General features: G+C 71.5%; 10 protein-coding genes. 5 read left to right on the forward strand and 5 right to left on the reverse strand.

All coding sequences use genetic code 11. The features are described 5' to 3' along the window. Positions 1-79 precede the first annotated feature (79 nt). Complete coding sequence (locus OV090_RS04570; protein WP_267702240.1) at positions 80-1,450, forward strand: hypothetical protein; 1,371 nt, start codon at positions 80-82, stop codon at positions 1,448-1,450. Between the two features lie 161 nt (positions 1,451-1,611). On the opposite strand, the gene OV090_RS04575 is transcribed toward OV090_RS04570, so the two are convergent. Further along, positions 1,612-2,328, reverse strand: a complete 717-nt coding sequence (locus tag OV090_RS04575; RefSeq protein WP_267702241.1) for a YafY family protein — start codon at positions 2,326-2,328, stop codon at positions 1,612-1,614. Positions 2,329-2,736: 408 nt separating this feature from the next. On the opposite strand from OV090_RS04575, the gene OV090_RS04580 reads away from it, so the two are divergent. The 4 genes from OV090_RS04580 to OV090_RS04595 all read left to right on the forward strand — a co-directional run bounded on the left by OV090_RS04580 (position 2,737) and on the right by OV090_RS04595 (position 10,322). Beyond that, positions 2,737-3,510 carry an alpha/beta hydrolase-fold protein gene (locus OV090_RS04580; protein ID WP_267702242.1) on the forward strand — a complete coding sequence of 258 codons (774 nt, stop codon included), beginning with the start codon at positions 2,737-2,739 and terminating at the stop codon, positions 3,508-3,510. 659 nt (positions 3,511-4,169) lie between these two features. Beyond that, complete coding sequence (locus tag OV090_RS04585) at positions 4,170-5,300, forward strand: epoxide hydrolase family protein (protein WP_267702243.1); 1,131 nt, start codon at positions 4,170-4,172, stop codon at positions 5,298-5,300. Positions 5,301-5,790: 490 nt separating this feature from the next. Next, complete coding sequence (locus OV090_RS04590; RefSeq protein ID WP_267702244.1) at positions 5,791-7,716, forward strand: hypothetical protein; 1,926 nt, start codon at positions 5,791-5,793, stop codon at positions 7,714-7,716. 584 nt (positions 7,717-8,300) lie between these two features. Beyond that, on the forward strand, positions 8,301-10,322 hold the full coding sequence (locus OV090_RS04595; RefSeq protein ID WP_267702245.1) for a serine hydrolase domain-containing protein: 2,022 nt from the start codon (positions 8,301-8,303) through the stop codon (positions 10,320-10,322). Positions 10,323-10,413: 91 nt separating this feature from the next. Here OV090_RS04595 and OV090_RS04600 read toward each other — a convergent pair whose 3' ends face one another. The 4 genes from OV090_RS04600 to OV090_RS04615 all read right to left on the reverse strand — a co-directional run bounded on the left by OV090_RS04600 (position 10,414) and on the right by OV090_RS04615 (position 16,122). Further along, on the reverse strand, positions 10,414-11,340 hold the full coding sequence (locus OV090_RS04600; protein ID WP_267702246.1) for a response regulator: 927 nt from the start codon (positions 11,338-11,340) through the stop codon (positions 10,414-10,416). Further along, positions 11,337-12,923, reverse strand: a complete 1,587-nt coding sequence (locus tag OV090_RS50460) for a sensor histidine kinase (RefSeq protein ID WP_267702247.1) — start codon at positions 12,921-12,923, stop codon at positions 11,337-11,339. Before OV090_RS50460 ends, OV090_RS04600 begins: the two co-directional genes overlap by 4 nt. Before the next feature lie 63 nt (positions 12,924-12,986). After that, positions 12,987-14,222 (reverse strand): succinylglutamate desuccinylase/aspartoacylase family protein, encoded by a 1,236-nt coding sequence (locus OV090_RS04610; RefSeq protein WP_267702248.1) that lies wholly within the window; start codon positions 14,220-14,222, stop codon positions 12,987-12,989. Then, positions 14,206-16,122 carry a glutamate-cysteine ligase family protein gene (locus OV090_RS04615; RefSeq protein WP_267702249.1) on the reverse strand — a complete coding sequence of 639 codons (1,917 nt, stop codon included), beginning with the start codon at positions 16,120-16,122 and terminating at the stop codon, positions 14,206-14,208. Before OV090_RS04615 ends, OV090_RS04610 begins: the two co-directional genes overlap by 17 nt. Between the last annotated feature and the right edge of the window lie 59 nt (positions 16,123-16,181).

The raw sequence follows: 16,181 nt of genomic DNA on the forward strand, positions 1-16,181 counted from the left end.
CACTGCCCTGCGAACCCGCCGTGAGTCTGCGCCGCCGTCCCGCGCCGAAGGTGCGAGTCCCCGTCCGCGGCCGATCACCATGGCCGCGAGCGACCTCAGCGGCGATCGCCGGACTCGCGGCGTCCGACGCACGATCGCGGCCGTCCCGCTCGCGCTGATCGCCGCCCTCGCCTGCGGTCACGGCGCGCCCACCGGCCCGGCGGTGGCCGCCAGCCCGGAGACCACCAGTCCTTCGGGACATGCCCCTCCGGCCAGCTCCTCCGCGACTACCGGCGGCATGTCGCAGCCGCGGGCCGAGGCGCTCACCAAGAAGATCATGGAGGCGGTGGCCGCCGCCCGCGGCCTGCCGATCACCGGGGGCGTGGCGGTCGAGGTGCTGAGCCGCGGCGACGTGCGCCTGTTCGCCGAGAAGTCGATGTACGAGCACCACAGCCGCGACGAGATCCGGCTGTTCACCCGCATCGAGGCCAGCCTCGGGGTGCTGCCGCCCGGCGCTGACGGCGAGCAGATCTTGCTCGACATGCTCGAGCTCGGCGTGATGGGCATCTACGAGCCCAAGAAGAAGGCGATGCTGATCGGCACCCACGTCAGCGAGGCGCAGCTCGACATGGTGGTCGGTCACGAGATCGCCCACGGCCTCCAGGACATGCACTTCGACCTGCTGCGGCTGCAGAAGCCGATCCCCGGCGACAGCGACGCCGAGACCGCCCGCACCTTCCTGGTCGAGGGCGACGCGCAGGCGGCCTACCTCGCCTGGGTGTCCGGCCCGAGCGGCCTGTCGGCGATCCCTCCCGAGGTCCTGGCCACCGTCGGCGACCAGGCCCTGAGCCTGTCGTCGATGCTCGACCACCCGATCCTCAACCGCTCGCTGCAGCTGCCCTACGCCGACGGCGCGGCCACGGTCGCGGCGCTGGTGCGCGAGAAGGGCTGGGCCGCCGTCGACGCGCTCTACCGCGACCTTCCGACCACCAGCGAGCAGATGCTGCACGTCGACAAGCTGATCGCCCGCGAGCCGGCCGTGCCCGTGAAGGCCGACCCGAAGGCGCTGGCCGCCGCCCTGCCCGAGCACGCGCTGGTGTGGCAGGACACCCTCGGCGAGTCGACGCTCCTGTGCATGCTGGCCGACTCGGTGCCGACCAGCGACGCCCGCGCCGCCGCGGCCGGCTGGGGCGGTGACCGCCTGCTGGTGTTCGACCGCAAGACCGGCCCCGACGTGACGCCGCTGGTGATCGGGATGGTCGCCTGGGACTCCGAGGCCGACGCCCGCGAGTTCGAGGCGGCTTTTAATAAGTACCTGATGGAGAAGATGCCGACGACGTCGCTGGTCCGCCGCCGCGCCGACCGCGTGCTGTTCGCCACCGGCGTCCCCCAGGGCCTCGGCGGCGCGCTCGATCCCGCCGCCTGGAACGCCTTCCCGCCGGCACCCCGCGCGAAGGGACAGGCCTCCTAGGACAGGTCCCCGAGGCCATGCTCTTTGGGACATGTGCTTCAGGGCATGTCTCAAAGAGCAGCGCTCGGCCGACGATCGCGCCGGCGCCGAGACCGTGCGTGCTGCTCTCGGCGCGCCGCATCGTCCACGACCCGCTGCCCCGGGCACGGACCCGCCCGCAGTCAGGCCTCGGCCTCGTCGCCGTGGCGCAGCTTCCGCTCGCGCTCCCAGGCCAAGTACCACTCCTTGCCGAGCGTCCGCCGCGGCCTCCCGTAGGGCCGGTCGGTGAGGGCGAGGCCGGCGATCCGGTCGGTGCGGAAGTGGCGGAACGCGGCGCGGAGGCAGCACCAGGCGGCGACGATCTGCTTGCCCTCGTAGTAGGCGATCTGCACCGGCCAGATGTCGCGCTCGCTGGTGCGGCCGCCCTCGTCCGCGTAGCGCAGCGCCAGCGCCCGCTCCTGCCGCATGGCCTGGCGCACGAGCCCGAGCACCGGCACCGGCGCGGCCTCGCCGCGCAGGACCACGGGCCACAGGCCGAGGTCGTCGATGCGCCCGCGCAGGTCGTCGGGCGACGCAGTGGCGATCTTGGCGAGGGCGTTCCTGGCGGCCCCGGCGAGCCCTTCGTCGGCCTGCCCCCCGACCCACCGTGCGCCCAGTACCAGCGCCTCGAGCTCCTCGGCAGTGAACATCAGCGGCGGCAAGAAGAAGCCGGCGCGCAACACGTAGCCGACCCCGGCCTCGCCGTCGATCGGCGCGCCGAGGCCGATCAGCGTCTGCACGTCGCGGTAGAGCGTCCGCACCGAGACTCCCTGCTCCTCCGCCAGCTGCGCCGCAGTGACCGGGTGGCGATGCCGGCGAAGCGCGTCCATCACCGCGAAGAGCCGCTGCGTCCTGTCCATCGCCGCGACCATCGCAAAAAGGCCGCCAGTCTGTCGAGAGCGCCGCAGCCCGCGGACTGACGGCCAACGCAGCCTCCCGGAGCCGACACGGCTCAGCCGGCGAGCCGGAGATTCGCCCGCGCCGGCCTACTGGCGAGCCGCAGGTTCGTCCTCGGCGACGCCGTCGCGTCAGCGACCGCAGCTTCGCCGTGCCGACGCCGTCGCATGGCGACCGCAGCTTCGCCCATGAGCCAGGGTTTTCGCGGGGTATGGCGCGATCGGTCGGCGCGTCCGCGCCGCGGGGCCGCGCGATCGCCGACATGCCCGTCCACGGGCGTCTGCGGCCGCTTTTCCGCGATGTGAGGAGAAACGCCGGACGGACGCGTGCCGACCCGCGGCATCCGACTATGCACTCTTCAGGAGAGCGTCATGGCCACGCACGTCATCTACAAACTCGGCCCGTTCAGCCTGCCCAAGTTCGCCGGCGAGCGTCACGTCCGCGTCTATCTCCCCACGGAGCGGTCGGACGCGCCGCTGCCGGTGCTCTACATCTTCGACGGGCAGAACATCTTCCACGACGACCCTTCGATGTGCGGAGGTTGGTACCTGCACCACGCCGCCCACGACCTGCACGCCATCGGCAAGCCAGCCCCCGTGATCGTCGGCATCGATCACGGCGGGGCCGATCGGATCCACGAATTGTCGCCGTTCGCGTGGGAGGACAGCCGCGGCGAGGCCGACCACCTGATCGACTGGGTGACGGACGAGCTGGCGCCGCGGATCCAGCGCGAATTCACGGTCCGCAGCGACGCGCCCGGGACCGCGATCGGCGGCTCGTCGATGGGCGGGCTAGCCGCGCTTTACGCCCACTTCCGCCGCCCCGACGTGTTCGGCGCCGCCCTGTGTATGTCGCCCTCGCTGTGGGTCGCCGAGCGCCAGATCTACGACAAGCTGTCCGAGTTCTCGCGCCCCGCGCCCTCGCGGATCTACGTCGACGCCGGCGCCCACGAGGGCGACATGCTGTCCGACGCCGAACGCCTGGTCGCCCAGCTCCGCTCCGCCGGCTACGGCGACGACGAGCTCATGTGGCGCCCCGATCCCTACGGCGCCCACTCCGAGCACCACTGGCGCAAGCGCGCCCCCGAGGCCCTCGAGTGGCTGTTCACCGCGCGCGCCGACGCCGAGGCCCGCGACGCCGCCTGAGCCGACCGACCTTGGGTCGCGCAACCTCTCGGGACATGTCCTTCACGGCATGTCCCATCGAACATTTTTGAAGGGACATGTCCGATTCGACATGTCCTCTCATGACATTCAGCGAACGGACCTCCGCTCCCGCTCGTGACCTCGCCGTGCATCTGCGAGCGGCAGCGTCGGCTCTCGACCGCGGGCCCTGTATTCTCGCCTCTCCGCGCGGTAGCGACCCGTTTCGCGCGTGAACAGGCCGCCGTTTGGCCGCGCGCGTGGAGGTTCGTGAGTTCCGCCGCGAGCGGGCCCCGGATCTCGGCTCCGCCGCCCGTCCCCGCCTTCAGGAGAGCTCCCGGAGGACGGGGGCCGGGGCGCCCTGGCACCGAGTTCCGCAGACCGAGGCAATTCTCGTCGAGGAGGACGCCGGCCCGCACGAAGGTCGAGGACTGTCCGAGGGGACAGGGCGCCCCGGACACCGGCCCCGCGACCCTCGCCGCGCATCGATCCGGGGCCCGCTCGCGGCGTGCGATCGCCGTCGCGTCACCCACGTCCCGCCCGGTCGTGCCCCCGCGCTAGCAAGCCAGGCGACCCGCAGCGTCACTGCTGACACGGGTTGTCAGGAGGGGTGGAGCACCTTCGCAGGCAGGCAAGAGCAACCCGCCGCCAAGGAGCCCACCATGACCCTCACGCCCTTCACCCTCTCCGTGCCCGAGGCCCAGCTCGTCGACCTGCGCGAGCGCCTGGCCATGACCCGTTTCCCGAGCGAGCTCCCCGAAGTCGGCTGGGAGCGCGGCCCCTCCCTTGCCGTCGTGCGCGACCTGTGCCGCTACTGGCAGCACGGCTTCGACTGGCGCGCAGTCGAGGCCGCCCTCAACCGTCACCCGCAGTACATCGCCGACATCGACGGCCAGCCGATCCACCTCCTCCACGTCCGCTCGCCGCACCCCGAGGCCCGGCCGCTCCTCCTGATCCACGGCTGGCCTGGCACCGTCCTCGAGTACGTCCACCTGATCGACGCCCTCACCGATCCGGTCGCCCACGGCGGGCGGCCCGAGGACGCCTTCCACCTCGTCCTGCCCTCCGTGCCCGGCTTCGGCTTCGCCGGCCCGACCCGCGACAAGGGCTGGAGCCCCGAGCGCGTCGCCCGGGCCTTCGTCCAGCTCATGGTCGAGCTCGGCTACGAGCGTTTCGGCGTCCACGGCAACGACTTCGGCTCGATCGCCGGCCGCGAGATCGCCCTGTTCGCGCCCGAGCGGCTCATCGGCGCCCACGTCACCCAGTTCTTCGCCTTCCCCTCCGGCGACCCCGAGGAGTTCGCCGCGCTCACCCCCGACGATCACGAGCGGCTCGCCGAGCTCGCGCTGTTCGGCGAGCGCGACGGTTACAACCAGATCATGGGCAAGCGCCCGCAGGCCCTGGCCTACGCGCTGAACGACTCGCCCGCGGGCCTCTTGGCGTGGAACCTCGACCTCCTGCTCACCTTCGGCGATCGCCCGCACCAGCTCACGCCCGACCAGATCCTCGCCGGCGTCACGATCTTCTGGCTGACCCAGACCGCCGGCTCCGCCGCCGCGCTCTACTTCGAGGCCGGGCGGTCCGGCGCGTGGGAGAAGCCCGACCGGACCACCGCGCCGATGGGCGTCTCCGTGTTTCGCCACGACTTTCGCTCGGTCCGCCGGTTCGCCGAGCGCTACCACGAGCGCATCGTCTTCTGGGCCGAGCACGACCGCGGCGGGCACTTCGCCTCGCTCGAGGTCCCCGAGCTGCTCCTCGCCGACCTGCGCGCCTTCTTCGCCGCGCTGCGCTGACGCTCGCCACGGCGGCCGCGGACCGAAGTGCCGCCTCGCTCGCGACCCCCGAGCGGCTCGCCGACCCGCGCGCCTTCTTCGCCGCGCTGCGCCGACACTCGCCACGGGCGCGGACCCAAGCGCGCCCGGCAGGCGCCGCCGCGGGCGCCCCGGCGGCGTTTTCCGCCTCCGTCCTCGCCGGGCCCGGCGGCCGCGGCTAGAATCGGCCGGACGTGTCGCCCGCTCGCCGCGCCCCCGGGACCGCCCTGCTCCGCTCGCTCGCGCCCGCGCGTGATCGCGGCGGGGGGCGCCCGCCGGGCTCGTGGCTGGCCTCGCTATCAGCGTCGACCGGGCCGCTCACGGGCCGCCCGTCCTTCGTGAAATGGCCGATGCGCCAGGTCTCTTGCGACATGTCCGTACGGACATCCCGACGAACCCCGCGCTCCGCGGCTCGTCCCGCCCCCTGCGCGCCCCCGACGCGAGGTGTCCGATGAGCCAGGTCCCCCGCGACATGTCCGAACGCGCAGCCACTGCCGCGCCGAGGGTCACCCGCCTGGTGCGGGCCGCCGCTCGCCGCGAGCGCATCGCCGACGCCGCGGCCCTGCTCACCCGCGTCGCCTTGCCGCTCGGCTGCGCGATCGCGGCGGTCGCCATCGTCGCTAACCGCCGCCTCGACGCCCCCGCCTGGCTGGCCTGGCTCGGCCTCGCCCCGGCCGTCGTCGTGCTCGTCTACGCGGCCGTTCGCCGGACCCGGCCGCGGCGGGTCGCGCGACGGATCGACGCCCACTACGGCCTCCACGACCTGATCGGCAACGCGCTCGAGTTCGCGGGCAGCCCCGCGACCCGCGACCCCGAGGCCGCCGACCTGATGGCCCTGCACGTCGCCGACGCCGAGGCGGCCGCGCCCGCGATCGACCCGCGCCCGGTCGTCCCGCTGCGCCCGCCCGGGCTGCGCGCGCACGACTTCGCCGCGGTGGCCCTGCTCGCGCTGGCGACCCTGGTCCCGCGCCCGCCGCCGCCGGAGCTCGAGGACGATGTCCCTCCGGACATGCCCCCCGAGACAGCCCAGGCCGCGGCCAAGAAGCCGCCCGCCGATCGGGTCCTGGCCGAGCCGCTGCGCGAGGACCTGCGCGCGCTCAAGGAGGGCGAGGACCGGGCCGCCGCGCTGGCCGAGCGGATGCTGCAGATCCTCGACGCCTACGGGCGCGGCGAGCTCGACCGCGAGGCCGCGTACGCCCAGCTCGAGGAGCTCGACAAGTCGCTGGCCGAGGCCGAGGCCGACCTCGAGGCGCGCATGGAAGAAGATCCGGCGGTGCTGGCCGAGGGCGTGCGCCAGCTGTCGGAGGCGCTGAAGCAGGAAGAGATCACGCAGGACGCGGCCGAGGCGCTGGCGCGCGGCGACGGCGACCAGGCCGAGAAGTCGCTGGCCGACGCGGAGGCCGAGGCCGAGGCGAGCGACGAGGCCGAGCGCTCGCTGCAGCGCGCGATGCAGCAGGCCGAGAAGGCGCTCGGCAAGGCGGCCGGCGAGAACACCGACACCGCGTCGCAGCTGGCCGAGGCCGAGCGCCGGCTCAAGCGCCAGCAGGAGCAGCCCGCCGCCGACCCCGAGGAGCAGGAGCGCCGGCTGAAGAAGCAGCAGCAGAAGGTCGAGGAGCTGCGCCGCCAGCACGAGCGCGAGAAGGCGGCCCAGCGCAAGCTCGACGAGCTGCGCCGCCAGGCCAACGACGCTCAGAAGGGCCAGCAGGGCTCGCAGCAGAAGAAGCGCGCGCTCGAGCAGCTGCGCCGCGGGGCCGGCGACGCCGCCCGCAAGGCCTCACAGTCGCGCCGCCTCGGCCAGGCCCGCGACGACCTCGAGGAGGCCAAGAGCTTCATGCGCCGCGCCGGCCAGGGCGGCGAGCAGGACGACAAGCGCAAGCAGCAGATGCAGAAGTTCGCCAAGGCGGCCAAGGGCAAGCGCGGCGACAAGAAGGAAGGCCCGACCATGCTGGTCGAGGGCGACCTCGGCGACGGCGAGCCGTCGATGCAGATGGAGGGTGACTCGGGCGGCGACCCGCAAGACAGCGGCGACGGCGGCGACCCGCAAGACAGCGGCGACTCGGGCGGCGACGGCCAGGACAGCCAGGGCCAGGACTCCGCCGGCGACGGCCAGGCCCAGGGCGACGGCATGGGCCAGGGCTCGGCGGAAGCGCTCGGCGACCCCACCGGCCTCAAGGTCAAGCCGAAGGACGTCCGCGTCGACCCCAAGCAGGGCAAGGGCACCACCAAGGCGGAGATCATCAAGACCGCCAGCCAGGAAGGCTTCGCCTCGGCGCCCTACCGCGACATGTACCGCGACTACAAGTCGTTCGCCCAGAGCACGCTCGACAGCGAGGCCCTGCCGGCCGAGCAGCGCCGCCGCGTCAAGCGCTACTTCCAGATGATCCAGCCGCGCAAGTGATGGGCATGGCCCAGAGGACATGTCGTGCGCGACATGTCGCCTCGGACATCCACAGCCAGGAAGGCTTCGCCTCTGCGCCCTACCTCCGGCCGAGCAGCGCCGCCGCGTCAAGCGCTACTTCCAGATGATCCAGCCGCGCAAGGGATAGGCATGGCCCGCAGGCATGTCGTTCGAGACATGTCTCATCGGACATGCTCGACAGGACATGCCACGAAGACAAGCGCTGCAGACGGTCGGGCGCCTCGGACGTGGGATGCGGCGGACTCTCCGAAGTCGCCGTCCGTGGCCCGTACGGTCCGGGACGTGCCGGGCTGCTCTTGCGAATCATCGAGACACGACCCCCGAACTCGCCCTTCCTCGCCCGTACGAACCCGACGGGCCGGGCCGACGATGCGAATCACTGGCGACACGGATGGCTCCCCGAGCGCGGCACCATCGCTCCGGTCGCTACAGCCCGCGCCCACTTCGCCGTTTGGGGTGTCGTGCGCCCCATCGTGTCGCGATCCCCATTCCAGGCGCCACCTCGACCCGCCGGAGCTCGAGCGGCAGTACCGGTGAGCCTGCGGGCGCGGTACCCTCGCGGCATGCGTGCCACCGTCGCCCTCGCGCTCCTCCTCGCCGCCTGCGGCCCATCCACCGCCGAGGCCCCGGCGCCGGCAGCCACCGCGAGGACCCCGACGCCGAAGCCCGCCGCTGAACCCGCGCCGACCCCCGCGGCGGCGCCCGAACGCCTGGCCGCTGACGCGCCGCGCACGACGGTCACCGGCAACACCTTCATCGCGCCCGCAGGCTGGACCCTGTCCGTGCGCGGCTCGGCGACCGTGCTCACGGCCCCAGAGGACGGCAGCCACGTCGCCCTGGTCGACGTCGCGGCCGGCGACGCCGACATCGCAGTCGCCGCCGCGCTGGCCGCCTACGACCCGGCGCTGCACCTGCCGCTCAAGGCCCGCGTCGTCGCGCCCGACCTCGACGGCTGGACCGAGCGCCACGTGTTCACCTACCAGACGTCGCCGAACACCCGCCGCGACCTGATCGCGGAGGCGCGCCGCGGCGGCCAGGGCTGGACGGTGATCGTCCATGACCTCGCGTGGGAGGTGCTCGACAAGCGGCGGTCGGAGACCGGGCGGCTCGTCGGCCGCCTGCTGCCGCGCGGCCAGGAGCGCGAGTCGTTCGCGGGCCAGCCGGCGCGCCCGCTCGATCCCGCGGCGATCGCCGAGCTGCGCGGCTTCGTCGAGCGCGCCCGCGAGGTCACCGGCGTGCCCGGCGTCGCGTTCGGCCTGATCGAGCGCGGCGAGGTCGTGTTCGCCGGCGGCGTCGGCGTGCGCGAGCTCGGCAAGCCGGCGACGGTCGACGCCGACACGCGCTTCATGATCGCCTCGAACACCAAGCAGCTGACGACGCTGATGCTGGCCAAGCTGGTCGACGCGGGCAAGCTCGGCTGGGACACGCCCGCGACCGCGCTGCTGCCGACGTTCGCGCTCGGCGACGCGGAGACGACGCGCAAGGTGCAGCTCCAGCACCTGATCTGCGCCTGCACGGGGATGCCCCGCCAGGACCTCGAGTGGCTGTTCGAGACCGCGACGCCGGAGCGCGCAGTGGCAGCGCTGGCGACGATGCAGCCGACCAGCGAGTTCGGCGAGCTGTACCAGTACTCGAACCCGATGGCCGCCGCGGCCGGGTTCCTCGGCGGCCACTTCCAGTTCCCCGAGCTGGAGCTCGGCGCCGCCTACGACCGCGCGATGCAGACTCTGGTGTTCGACCCACTCGACATGCGCGCGACCACCTTCGACCCCGCGAAGGCGAAGCGCGGCCCGCTCGCCCGCGAGCACGCGCGCGACCTCGACGGAGAGCAGCAGCTCGCGCTGCCCCAGCTCAACCACACCGTGATCCCGCTGCGCCCGACCGGCGGCGCGTGGAGCACCGTGAACGACCTGCTGAAGCTCGTGAAGATGGAGCTCGCCGAGGGCAAGCTGCCGGGCGGCGCGACGTACATCGACAAGAGCGCGCTGCTGGCCCGCCGCGCGCCGCAGGTCCGCGTCGACATCGACCAGTCCTACGGCATGGGCCTGATCGCCGCCGACGACCACGGCGTCCAGCTCGTGCACCACGGCGGCAGCCTGTTCGGCTTCTACAGCGACGTCACGTGGCTGCCCGAGCACCAGGTGGGCGCGGTGATCCTGACCAACGGCGAACCCGGCTGGCTGATCGTGTCCGCGTTCCGGCGCAAGCTGCTCGAGCAGCTGTTCGCCGGCCGCCCCGAGGCGGAGGCCGGGCTCGCGGTGGAGACGCAGCAGTACCTCGGAGAACTGGCGGCCGAACGCAAGTCGCTCACCCTGCCCGCAGATCCGGCCGCGGCCGCCGAGCTGGCCCCCCGCTACCACAACGCCGCGATCGGCAAGATCGCCGTCACCACCGGCGCGCGCACCACGTTCGACTTCGGCGAGTTCGCCGGCGAGGTCGGCTCGCGCAAGTACCCGGACGGCGCGCAGGCCTTCGTCCTCGCCCTCCCCGGCTTCATCGGCGCCGAGTTCGTGGTCGGCCCGGAGCGCACGCTGATCCTGCGCGACGCCCAGCACGAGTACACGTTCACGCCGGCCGAGCGGTGACGGCTCTCATGAGCATGTCGCTTCGGGCATGTCTTCAGGGGCATGTCCGTAGGGACATGAGACCGACTGCGCCCCTCCGGCACGCGCGCCGCTACTTCGCATCCGCTGCGGTCGTCACCTGGCCGTGCAGGTCCTTGAGAAACTGCACACGATCGCTCGCGCCGATCCACCGCTCCAGATGCTCTCGATCGACCGGCAGCACCAGGTCGTGGCTCTCGCTCGAGACGAGCGTCGCCATCGCTCGGAAGGGCTGGGTGAAACCGTTCAACGCGACGAAGACGCCCAGCCGGCAGCGCTTGTGCTTACGGTTCATCTTTCCTCGCAGCGAGTCGAACTCGTGGCGCGGCACGGGTGAGCTCCAGTGCTTGCACTCGACCAGGAGGTACTGGCCCTCGTCGCGCCAAAATGGATCGCTCGACTCGATGCGAACGACGAGGTCGATCTCCTCGATGTCGTTGCGGCGGTTGCGACTGAAGACGACGAAGCCCGGCATCGTGCGGAAGAGCGTGTCGAGCACCTCCTCGAGGAGCGCACCCTTGCGGTTCTTGTCGGTCTCGCGCAAGCAAGCGTTCCACGTGTCGCGCAGCTGTCGGTCGAGCTCGCCGCGCTGAAGTGCGGCCGCGTCGCGGGCACGGACGCTCTCCCACGCGCTACGCAGCTTGATCCGCAGCAGCGCATCGAGCACCGCGTTCTTCTCCAGATAATCGTAGGCACCGAGCTCGAAGGCCCGCTCGACGGCCCGGCTGTCAGCGTAACCAGTGACCACGATCGCCTTGGCCCCGGGCGAGCGCCGGGACACCTCTTCGAGGAGATCGAGCCCGCTGTCAGGCCCGTCCGCGCCGCGCAGTCGCTGATCGAGGAGCACCGCGGTCCAGTCGCCCGCATCCAGCTTCCCCAGCGCCTCGTCGCGCGAGGCAGCGCTCTCGGCCGAGTAGCCCTCCTCCTTGAGGATGCCGAGGTAGATCTGCACGAAGCTCGGATCGTCGTCGACGATCAGGATCTTGGGGCTCAGCGTCATGTGATTCCTTCGAGCGGGATCGGCAAGCGCAGGACGAACCGCGCGCCGCCTCGAGCACTGGGCTCGTAATGGATCGACCCACGCAGCTCATCCTCAACGACTTCACGGACCAGCGCGAGGCCGTGTCCGCTGCCACCAGGACGGAAAGAAACACCGTCGGAGAAGATTGCGGAGCGCTGCTCGGCCGGTACCCCCGGTCCGTCATCCTCGACGAGCACGATGAGACGAGCGCCCGTCTCTGTCGCTAACTCTGCGCGGACGAAGATCCGGACCTCCACGCCGCCGACCTGACAGGCGTTGCGGAGAAGATTCAAGATGGCCAGGACGAACCGCTCCCGCCGTCCTCGGAGATAGACCCGCTCGATCCCGTCCGCAACGGACACCTCCACGGCATGGCGAAGGTCTTTTTGGACGCCCACGATGGCGTCGCGCACCGCCGCTTCGACGGCGAACAGCTCGTCGCGACTGACGCTCTGGCCCATCGCGCGCGCAGTCTCCGTGGCGAACCTCAACGCCCGCTCGAGCCCGCCGGCGATATCGTCGAGGGCGTTCGTATTCGCCGTCACGAAGGCCTCGCCGCTGCCTTGCCGCCGCAGCAGCTTCAACGTCAGTTGCACAGGCACGAGGATGTTGCGCAGCTCGTGCGCGACCATTCGTGTGTGCCGCCCGAGCTCCGCCGCCTCCGAGATGACAGGCGGACGCCCGTGCAGAACCTCATGAGCTTCATCGGCGAGGGTCGCGCGTGCGAGCGAGCGCAGCGCCTCGCCGGACGGCTGCTCCAGTTCGCCGAACAGCTCGACGCCGAGCGGCGTCGCTCCGTAGCGGATGAAGTGTCGATCCTTGATCTCGCTGCGGACCAGCCCTGAGGCCTCGAAACGCGCATAGTCGAAGTCCCAGGGCCACGAGGGATGCCCGTCGTGGACCTGTTCTGACTCGTTGGAGCTGGCCAACGCCTTCGCGCGCCTCTCATCGATACACCACGGATCTCCGGCATGCATCGCGGAGGACACCTCCAGCGCGAGTAGCCAGCGCATCACATCACGCCCTCGCAAGTCCAGGAAGATGAGCCCGGCCGGGCAAAGTTTTGTCTCCCCGTGGCTCGTCCGCGTGAGACGGAGCGCCTCGGAGTAACCGCGCAGGGACAACGCGTAAAGCGCCTTCGCCTCAGCACGCGCAACCTCCGTCGCCTGATCCGCGCAGGCCTCGATCCGTCGCCCGCGGACCAGTGTCGGCCACGGTTCTACCTCCCCGATGACCCCCGCCCAGGCGAGCTGCCTCCTCACCGCATAGTCGATGATCGCTTCGTCTTCATCGGACTTTCCCGAAAAGAGGGACGCCGCGTTCAGCTCGGCGAGGAGACCTTCTACAAGCCGTCGCGTGAACGATGGGTCCCACTCGTCCAACATAGACAGGAAGCTGTTCTGTTCCGTCCGCTCGGCGGGAAGCTCACGCTCGGCGACTTCAAAAATCTCCAACATTCGCGCTTCACGGCGGACGTCGTCGAGCCACGTCGGAAAGCGTCGGCTCGACAACAAACCCCGTCGAGCCAGCTCGAGGTGCCTGCGGAGCGCTTCGACGAACACTGCGCGAGCCTAGCGTCGATGCCGAGGACCAGCAACCGCGCCAGCGAGCTCAGCGCCGGCCCCTCACCCTTCGGTCGACTCTTCGCTCGCGCGCAGCAGCGGCGCCAGCTCGGCGGGCAGCACCGGGCGGGCCGCGGGGCTCCTGCGGCTGAACACCAGCTGCTCGGCCTGCGCGCGCTCGTGGCGGTAGCCGAACAGGTGGAATACTTCTTTCACTGCGATGCGGGCGATCGCCGGATCGGCGATGAAGTGGTCGGCGCGGTTCGGGTCGCGCGACACCCCGGGCAGGTACGGCACCAGCACGTCGAGCCGCAGCGTCCGCAGCGCCGCCGACAGGCGCAGGGCGTTGCGCGTCACCGGGCGGGCGATGAAGAAGCCGTCGTCGCCCTGGCCCTGGTAGCGCGGCAGCATCATGAGGCCGGTCTCGGGCACGCGCACCGGGCCGCGGCGGTCGTCGGCGACGACTTGGCCGCGCTCGACGATCTGGAAGTTGACGAAGCCCGGCGCCATCACGAACGGCTCGTCTTCGGGGCGCACGACGTGGCGGTGGCGGATCTCGCAGACCGCCGGCATGCCGGCGTTGACGACCGCGAGGCGGGCGCGGTGGGCCGCGAGGTCGGGCACGTGGCGCGGCTCGAGGGAGCCGGCGGCGACCAGCATCAGCAGCAGCGCCGACTCGTGGAAGTCGATCGTGCGCGGGTCGTCGTGCTGCCCGCCCTCGACCGCCACGCCGACGTGGCCGAGGTCGCACAGGTAGCCGAGCATCGAGCCCTCGATGACCTCCTCGAGCCCGAGCACCACCGGGATCGGCAGCGCCAGCGCCAGCGGCCGGTTGCGCAGCACGTCGGCCATGCACGAGAACGGGGTCGACAAGCTCGACGTGCTGTGGAGGTCGATGAAGCTGACCGGCCCCTGGCGCAGCAGCGGCAGGAACACCGCCAGCAGCTCGCGGGTCTCCTGGTCCTCGGCCGTCTCGACGGTGCCCTGGGCGATCCGGGCGATGTTCGCGGGGGTCCAGCGGCGGTTGAGGTCGCGGTCGACGAAGCGCCGACCCTCCACCAGCGCGCGCCGGTTGCCGGTCACGCCGAGGATCCGGCCGCGCAGCGGCACGTCGTCCGCGCGCAGGCGGGCGAGCACGCGCGAGATGGCCGAAAGGCCAGCCGGCTCGTTGCCGTGGAGGGCTCCGATGCACACCACAGTGGGCCCGGGGCGCCCGGTGTCGTAGCGCCCGAGCACGCGTGGGCGCGCGCCCGGGCCCTCGGCCGGCGGAGACGGCGGCGCGCTACTGCTGAGAGTCACGCAGGTAGCTCTCGAGCAGCTTGGCCGACACGTCGATCAGGTCGCGCTCGGTGATCACGCCGACCAGCTTGTCGCCCTCGATCACCGGCAGGCACGAGATGCCGCGCTCGCGCATCAGCTTCATCACCTCGAGCGTCGGCATCTCCGGGCCGATCGTCAGCGGGTTCTTGACCATCAGCTGCGCGACCGTGGCGTTGTCCTGGGCCCCGCGGGCGCCGCGGGCGACCATGCGGATCAGCGCCCGGTGCGACAGCAGGCCGACCAGCCGGCCCTCCTCGTCCTCGACGAGGATGTGCCGGATCTTCTTCCAGTCCATGATGTTGGCCGCGAGGTCGATGATGTCGCTCGGCTGGACCGTGAAGATGTCGGTCGACATGAACTGGCCGGCCGTCTGGTACGAGTCGCGCCAGGTCTTCGGCTCGCCCTCGAGCCGCACGGTCTCCCACGTGTGGACCGGCGCGCCGCTCTTCTGGTTGGTGAGCATCGCCGACGACAGCGTGCGGTAGCGGACGTCCGAGGTGCCCTGCTCGCCCATCGCGTGCAGCGAGTTGAGCATCCACTGCGAGCCGGTGGTGCCCTTGCGGACGCGCTCCTCGATGGTGCCGAGGTAGCGGTCGATGTCGCTGCCGTCGACCTTGACGTGCTGCAGGCCCCAGCGGGCCGTCGGCAGCAGCTCGTTCAGGATCAGCTCCTGCGCCGACATCGTCCGCCCCTTCCACACCTGCTGGGCCTTGAGGCCGTCGCGCGCGGCGTTGAAGAAGTTGCTCTTGGCGTCCTCGAAGGACATGTCCTTGAAGACAGGCCGCTCGTCCTCGGCCAGCGCGGCCATCATGCCGAAGAAGAACGCCGCGTTGGCGACCTCGTCGAGGACAGTCGGGCCCGACGGCAGCACGCGGTTCTCGATGCGCAGGTGGGCCTTGTCGCCGCTCAGGCCGTAGCAGGCGCGGTTCCAGCGGTACACCGTGCCGTTGTGCAGGCGCAGCGCGCCGAACTGCGGGATCCCGCCGCGCTCGATCACCTGCATCGGGTCCTCGTCGATCGCGTTGGCGATCAGGATCCGGAAGCGGGCGATGTCCTCGCGGAAGATCTCGAGCACGCTCTGCTGGATCCACCCGTCGCCGAAGTGGACGCGCGGGCGCGCGGCGCGGTCGACCCGGATCTGCGAGCGCGTGTCGACCGAGCGCTCGAACAGGGCGATGCGCGTCTCGTGCCACAGGCGGTGCTTGAGCAGCACCGGCGAGTTGACGGCCGCGGCCAGCAGCGGCCCGGTGACCGCCTGGGCGAGGTTGTAGAACTTGGCGAACTCGCGCGGGCTGACCTGGAAGTGGACCTGGAAGCTCGTGTTGCACGACTCGAGCATCACGTTGTCGTGCGTCGTCTCGAGCTCCTCGATGCCGCGGATCAGCACGTGGAAGTCGTCGCCGCGGAGCCGCCGCAGGGTGCGGTTGAGCTCGAGGTAGCGCGGCTTGGGCGTCATGTTGTCGAGCCCGAGGTCGGCCTTGCGCAGCGTCGGCAGGATGCCGGTCAGCAGGATGTCGGCCCCGCAGTGGCGCGCGGCGTCGCGGGCGACCCCGACGACCTCGTTGAGCTCGTCCTCCATGCGGCGCAGGCAGGCGGCGTTGAACACCTGCGGCGACAGGTTGGCCTCGAGGTTGAAGCGCGCGAGCTCGGTGGTGAGGCGCGGATCCTGGGCCCGCTCGAGCACCTCCATCACGACGGAGGCGGGGCGCAGGCTGCGGTCGACGAGGAACATCTCTTGCTCGGCGCCGACCCGACGCACGCCGGTCTCGAAGCGATCGGTCTCGAGCAGCATCTCGAGCGCGACCACGTCGTCGAGGAGCTTCTTCATGAAATTGCGCAGCTGGTCGTCGTCGGACGTGGAGATGTTTTGTTCACCCATGGGCGTATCCGGGCGCAGGGTATCGCGGGTCGGATCGGCGGCCAACTTCGGATCGCGGG

Source organism: Nannocystis sp. RBIL2 (assembly GCF_026626745.1).
Lineage (GTDB): Bacteria > Myxococcota_A > Polyangia > Nannocystales > Nannocystaceae > Nannocystis.

What these genes read in the sequence shown, in the direction of transcription:
- OV090_RS04615 (WP_267702249.1), bottom strand. Translation starts at nt 16,122, where the DNA reads ATGGGTGAACAAAACATCTCCACGTCCGACGACGACCAGCTGCGCAAT.
- OV090_RS04600 (WP_267702246.1), bottom strand. Translation starts at nt 11,340, where the DNA reads ATGACGCTGAGCCCCAAGATCCTGATCGTCGACGACGATCCGAGCTTC.
- OV090_RS04590 (WP_267702244.1), top strand. Translation starts at nt 5,791, where the DNA reads ATGTCCGAACGCGCAGCCACTGCCGCGCCGAGGGTCACCCGCCTGGTG.
- OV090_RS04575 (WP_267702241.1), bottom strand. Translation starts at nt 2,328, where the DNA reads ATGGACAGGACGCAGCGGCTCTTCGCGGTGATGGACGCGCTTCGCCGG.
- OV090_RS04585 (WP_267702243.1), top strand. Translation starts at nt 4,170, where the DNA reads ATGACCCTCACGCCCTTCACCCTCTCCGTGCCCGAGGCCCAGCTCGTC.
- OV090_RS04570 (WP_267702240.1), top strand. Translation starts at nt 80, where the DNA reads ATGGCCGCGAGCGACCTCAGCGGCGATCGCCGGACTCGCGGCGTCCGA.
- OV090_RS04580 (WP_267702242.1), top strand. Translation starts at nt 2,737, where the DNA reads ATGGCCACGCACGTCATCTACAAACTCGGCCCGTTCAGCCTGCCCAAG.
- OV090_RS04595 (WP_267702245.1), top strand. Translation starts at nt 8,301, where the DNA reads ATGCGTGCCACCGTCGCCCTCGCGCTCCTCCTCGCCGCCTGCGGCCCA.